Below are 6709 nucleotides of genomic sequence, written 5' to 3'. Positions count from 1 at the left end.
CACCTATGACGAGCTATGGAGAGCCCTCGGCTCCGTCTGCGATCTGTTTTCGCCACAAGAGTGCCGAAACTTCTTCAAAGCAGCTCAATGTGTTGCATGATTAGCGCCCGACGCTCTAAAATACGCGCCGCATCGCCCATCTGATTAATACGTTCGCCTGTTCGAATCCGATCAGACGAAAGACCCGGCCCTGCGGCGAATTGGTTAACAGCAGACGCGCAACGCAGTATCTCAAATCAACGCCAGTTTTGCTAAAAGCCGATCTTGCATGAAGTGATGCAGCAATCGCCATTCATGAGGTAACCTTGATTATTAAATTAATTCTTGCGAGTTTCCCTTATTAAAGGCATCTCTATCGTGAAAAATTAATAAATATAAATTTCTATATTATAATATTACCCCAATTATATGTTCGTTACAAAATGCACTATACATAGCTCCTTCTGGTTATTACATACCCTGGGTCGTTTAAAAGGAAATATAATTTGAAAAATTTTATTCTATACACCACGGTCGCTTCTGTTTTTTGTGGCATGTCCGCAGCATTTGCCGCGCCTCAGCCTACAGTAAACAAGACGACCCAGCTCGGGCTTCTGACATGTGAAGTCGAAGGCGGCATTGGTTATCTGATTGGTTCGAGCAAGGCGGTGAACTGCGATTTTAGGCACCGGGATGGATCAATAGAAAAATATTCGGGGCGCCTGGGCAAATTTGGTCTGGATATTGGGATTACAGGGAAATCATATCTAAAGTGGATGGTAGTTACCTCTGCCGGACAACGGGTCGGGGATGGTGCACTTGCCGGTCAATATGGTGGTGTTTCAGTCGGTGGTGCGTTAGGCATTGGACTTGGGGTGCACGCATTAATAGGAGGCTCGCGCAAACAGATTGGCCTGCAACCATTCAGCACATCGGGCACGGTCGGGGTGAACGTGGCCGCCGGAGCGACGAGCCTATCCCTACGAGTGGCTCAGTGATTATTGTGTTGCCAGTTTCCAGACAATGTTGATCAGCATAAGAACTCCTGGTCCACGCACCAGGAGTTTGAAATTTTGCTTAAGCGAAACGATAGGCTGATAAAGTACTCATAGTCCGACATTTTCGTGATGGGTTTTTGTGACTTCTCAGGTAAGGCTCTAAGCATTAGACGTCTCCCTGTTTGGGCTTTCTTCATGCTGTTCTACAAGAACAATCTCTTCTCGGGACGTGCTCCATGTGTCGGCCACTACGAGCAGTGCACGTCGCAAACGGCTGCGCCAGTGGGTCTGAATAATCACCACTATGGCACGTTTATCAAACGTGACGGCTTCATCAAACCTTGTGGGTGGCCTCCATGGCAAAGGCTTGTCCATTTGAACCTGTGTGTGCGCAATAACGATTTCTGTTTTCGCTTACCAGAAGGTATATCAGCTTCGGCCCTTTCCTGAACGGCCGTGATGGATGCTTCCCAGTACTTTCATTCACCGATAAAACTATTCCGTATGCTCTTCACTGACTTGCGCCTAAACGCCACCTGTCAGAAGGTTGCAAGTAACTTGAACTGCACCCATTTCGACTGGACAGTCGGCATAAGCAGAAAGGCTCAAGCACAGACTTGAGTATAGGCTTATGTCCAACGACTTCAGACACGTTGAATTGCTAACTGGTGATGTCCGCCGCAGGAGGTGGACAACTGAGCAGAAACTGACAATCATTGAGCAGAGTTTCGAGCCAGGCGAGACGGTATCTTCGACCGCTCGCCGCCATGGCGTTGCGCCCAATCTGCTTTACCGGTGGCGCAGGCTTTTGAGCGAGGGAGGTGCTGCAGCGGTGGATTCTGACGAGCCAGTTGTCGGCAATTCGGAAGTAAAGAAGCTGGAAGAGCGCGTCCGTGAGTTGGAGCGCATGCTCGGCCGCAAAACGATGGAGGTCGAAATCCTCCGCGAAGCCGTTTCCAAAGCGGACTCAAAAAAACGAATTCGCGGCCGATCTTGTTGCTGAAGGACGGTTCCCGATGAAGACAGTCGCAAATACGCTGGGCGTGTCCCGTTCAAATCTCGTTGAGCGGTTGAAAGGCAGATCAAAGCCGCGCGGGGCATTGGTGCACGGATGGGTTTTCGGTTTTAAGGATCATATAGAGTTGGATGGTATAGGTTTGGTTTCAGTTGTTGCGGATCCTGCCCATGCCATTCAAACACAATTCTGATTATCGCCATAAGATCCCCAAGCAAAAATACCGGGTCACCAACTGGGCTCAGTATGAGGCAGGTTTGCGCCAACGCGGCAGCATCACTTTCTGGGTCAGTGAAGGTGCGAGTTCCGGCTGATTTGCACCACGGCGTACGACACCGGGTGCTCAATCGCGCTATTCCGATCTGGCGATTGAAACAGCCCTGATGTGCGGGATCGTCTTCGATCAGCCCTTGCGTCAGACCGAAGGGCTGATGACCTCTTTGTTCAGGCTGTTGCGTGTCGATCTTCCGGTGCCCGATCACACGACGTTGAGCAGACGCTGTACAACTCTTTCGCTTTGCAGAACTGCGCGTCATAACGAGGTAAAAGCAGACAGCGGCCTCATCCATGTTCTCATCGACAGCACAGGGCTGAAGATCTATCGCGCGGGCCAGTGACTTGAGGACAAGCATGGTCGTAAGTCCCCCAGACAATAGCGCAAACTGCATCTTGCCATGGATGCCGGGGCGGATGAAATCATCGCCAAGGTTCTGACAGATCAAAATACAAGCGACATCAGCCAGCTTGCAGCACTGCTTGAGCAGATTGCTGCGCCCGTCGCCAGTTTCACAGCAGATGGCGCCTATGACAGTGATGAGACATACAAAGCCATGCGATGTCATAGCCCAGGTGCCAGTGTTATCGTTCCACCGCGAAAGCGGAAACCCCAGGACACACATCATGGTCCACCGGATCAGCGTGACTGGCACAGCAATGCAATCGCAGAATATGGACGACAGGTTGGCAGGTCATCACCGGCTATGGTAGACGCGCCAGGGCAGAGACATCAATGGGTCGTTACAAATCCATCATTGGTAACCGGTTACGGTCCCGCAGATTTACCAATCAGCAAACAGAAGTTGCCCTTGGCTGTAGCGCACTCAATCGTATGCTGGGCTGTGCACGGCCGAAGTCCGTCCGCGTCACAGACAAAGCCTCATAAAACTCACCTCAAAGTCCGAAATCCGCCAACAAACGCATCCATGCACCAACGCCACCCTACCCTCTAATTAAGGGTGAGAAAATGTCCGGATAATTCGGGGGCTATTTCAGGATATGAAAAAACGCGAGCCGCTTGAGGCTGCCGTTGAATGCAAGAACGTCGACATGGGAGGGTATTTGCAGTGAATGGAAGCACTATCTAAGTAAATCAATATATTAGTAATACTATAGATGTGTAGTATTGTTGACTCATTCAGTTTGCAAGCGTAATTGTCATGCCGAAACGACTGTAATATCATCACGTATTTCTAATATTTAACAACAATATTGGAGTGCGTCGGTCGATTGTTACGGTCAGGCCGTGTTCTTTTTGGATATGGCTTTAACATTATTTATATTATCGTTTTTTAAGGATATCTCATGAAAGTCCACGTTCAGGTTGTTTCTACTCAGGGCAGCACTACGGTGCGGGAGTTTAGCAAGGGTGGTCAGGTCAATGTCGGCGCTGCAAAGCAGGTGACGCTTGATATCCACGCGAGAGATGTTGTCTCGTATGAGCGCCATGGCAATGATCTTTACCTGAAGCTTTCATCGGGTGAAGTGATCCGTCTGGTGGGCTATTTCCATGAGCGGGAAGACCAGGATCCGGTTCTTCGTTTTTATTCGGACAACACTGAAGCGGGTGCAGTTCATCCTGACTATGTCAGTGTATCCTTTCCTCACGCACTCGAAGGCGCGCTTCAACCGGTGATCGGCGGAGCTGCTGGACTTGGCGGCATGGGGAATATGGGTGTCATTCTGGGCATTGCCGGTCTTGCAGGCATTGCCGGTATTGCGGCTGCCGCTGCTGGCGGCAAGAAGGACGATGGTGACCACGACAAACCTCATCAGTTGACCGGAGCCTATATTTCTCCTGATGGCAAGACCATTGGAGGCAAAGGTCAGCCTGGCATGATTGTTGAGGTGACCGATAAGAATGGAAAAGTGATCGGGACTGGTACTGTCGATAAGGACGGCAATGTTGTCATTGAAGTCCATCCGCCACAGACATCGGGCCAGCATCTGGAAGTCATCGTGACCAATCCGAACAATGGTGAGAAAGCCCCACCACAGGAGATTGTTGCGCCTAAAGATGATTCAGACTCTGACTCTGACTCTGACTCTGACTCCGATAGCGATTCGGACAGCGATAGTGACTCTGACAGCGATTCAGACTCAGACTCCGATAGTGACAGCGACTCAGATTCAGACAGTGACTCTGACTCCGATAGTGACTCAGATTCGGATAGCGATAGCGACTCCGACAGTGACTCGGATAGCGACTCCGACTCCGATAGTGACAGTGACTCCGACTCGGATAGCGACAGTGACTCCGACAGCGATAGCGATAGCGATAGCGATAGCGATAGCGATAGCGATAGCGATAGCGATAGCGATAGCGACTCTGACTCAGATTCTGACAGCGACTCCGACTCAGATTCAGACTCCGATAGTGACTCGGACAGTGATAGTGACAGCGACTCCGACTCCGACTCCGATAGTGACAGTGACTCCGACTCGGATAGCGACAGTGACTCAGACTCTGACAGCGACAGCGACAGTGACTCTGACTCAGATTCTGACAGCGACTCCGACTCCGATAGTGACAGCGACTCAGATTCAGACAGCGACTCCGACTCCGACTCCGATAGTGACAGTGACTCAGACTCTGACAGCGACAGTGACTCGGACTCTGACAGCGACAGTGACTCGGACTCAGACAGCGACAGTGACTCCGACAGCGATAGCGATAGCGATAGCGACTCTGACTCAGATTCTGACAGCGACTCCGACTCAGATTCAGACTCCGATAGTGACTCGGACAGTGATAGTGACAGCGACGCTGATGCTGATGTCACGTTTCAACAAAACGATACTGGCACTGGCGTTCCCGCAGGCTTTATTGCTTCATGGAAGGTCCAGCGCGTCGATGGCGGTTTCGATTTTCACCTAAAACCATATGGGACCATGGGCACTTCCCTTGGCATGGAAACTATTATTGCGATGGATGAGAACAGTCATCCACAAGTTTTCATGAGCGCTGGCGACAATTCGCCCTATGTAGTTGTTTGGGAGGGAAAAGACGGGAATGGAACTCCGACTTACTATGCGCAGTACTTCGGATATGCTTCAGGCTCACTAGGGGCGCCAATCGCTTTGACCAATATTCCGACTTCGGTCGATGTCACGTTTCAACAAAACGATACTGGCACTGGCGTTCCCGCAGGCTTTACTGCTTCATGGAAGGTCCAGCGCGTCGATGGCGGTTTCGATTTTCACCTAAAACCATATGGTACCATGGGCACTTCCCTTGGCATGGAAACTATTATTGCGATGGATGCGAACAGTCATCCACAAGTTTTCATTAGCGCTGGCGACAAATCGCCCTATATAGTTGTTTGGGAGGGAAAAGACGGGAATGGAACTCCGACTTACTATGCGCAGTATTTCGGATATGCTTCAGGCTCACTAGGGGCGCCAATCGCTTTGACCAATATTCCGACTTCGGTCGATGTCACGTTTCAACAAAACGATACTGGCACTGGCGTTCCCGCAGGCTTTACTGCTTCATGGAAGGTCCAGCGCGTCGATGGCGGTTTCGATTTTCACCTAAAACCATATGGTACCATGGGCACTTCCCTTGGCATGGAAACTATTATTGCGATGGATGCGAACAGTCATCCACAAGTTTTCATTAGCTCCGGCGACAATTCGCCCTATATAGTTGTTTGGGAGGGAAAAGACGGGAATGGAACTCCGACTTACTATGCGCAGTACTTCGGATATGCTTCAGGCTCACTAGGGGCGCCAATCGCTTTGACCAATATTCCGACTTCGGTCGATGTCACGTTTCAACAAAACGATAATGGCATAGGCACTCCCGCAGGCTTTATTGCTTCATGGAAGATCCAGCGCGTCGATGGCGGTTTCGATTTTCACGTAAAATCATATGGTACCCTGGCCGCTTCCCCTGGCAAGGAAATTATTATTGCGATGGATGCGAACAGTCATCCACAAGTTTTCATTAGCTCCGGCGACAATTCGCCCTATATAGTTGTTTGGGAGGGAAAAGACGGGAACGGAACTCCGACTTACTATGCGCAGTACTTCGGATATGCTTCGGGCTCACTAGGAGCGCCAATCGCTTTGACCAATATTCCGACTTCGGTCGATGATCTTTTAAACATGATGGGCGATGACTATATTGCGTCTGATGGCCAAGCGCGTGTTGCCAATCATGACGGTGATCCGAATAGTCACCACGAGCCTTCACCGATAGAGATTGTTGCCGACGGGCACTTGAGTACGCCGGATGGAACGCAGACTGCGACTGGCGAACTTCTTGCCACCACTGTGGAAGAACTCACGCATAATGAGCCTCAAGTGGGCACACCAGATGACGGTCATGAGACTGGTGCTCAGCCTGAGGTGGCTGGTGCAGGAGAGCAGGGTGAGCATGATGCGGCTGTTGTGGTGGCTGAGGGCGAACCGCCTGTTGACCCGAATGCTGGCCCAG

Annotated in this window: 2 protein-coding genes and 2 pseudogenes; all 4 read left to right on the top strand. The window is 50.7% G+C overall.

Annotated features, from left to right (window positions below):
- The first annotated feature begins 485 nt into the window (after positions 1-485).
- Complete coding sequence (locus OIV19_RS23185) at positions 486-977, top strand: DUF992 domain-containing protein (protein ID WP_264234240.1); 492 nt, start codon at positions 486-488, stop codon at positions 975-977.
- A gap of 631 nt (positions 978-1608) precedes the next feature.
- Positions 1609-2074 (top strand): annotated as a pseudogene (locus OIV19_RS23180) (transposase); the annotation flags it as partial.
- An 88-nt stretch (positions 2075-2162) separates the two neighbouring features.
- Positions 2163-3154, top strand: a pseudogene (locus OIV19_RS23175) (IS5 family transposase).
- 419 nt (positions 3155-3573) lie between these two features.
- Positions 3574-6709 (top strand): Ig-like domain-containing protein (locus OIV19_RS23170; RefSeq protein WP_264234238.1); only part of this gene is annotated, 3136 nt, incomplete at its 3' end.

The organism is Brucella sp. HL-2, assembly GCF_025846885.2.
Classification (GTDB): Bacteria; Pseudomonadota; Alphaproteobacteria; order Rhizobiales; family Rhizobiaceae; genus Brucella; species Brucella quorumnocens.
Note: the sequence above shows the minus strand (reverse complement) of the source record. Positions and strands in the feature narration are given on the sequence as shown.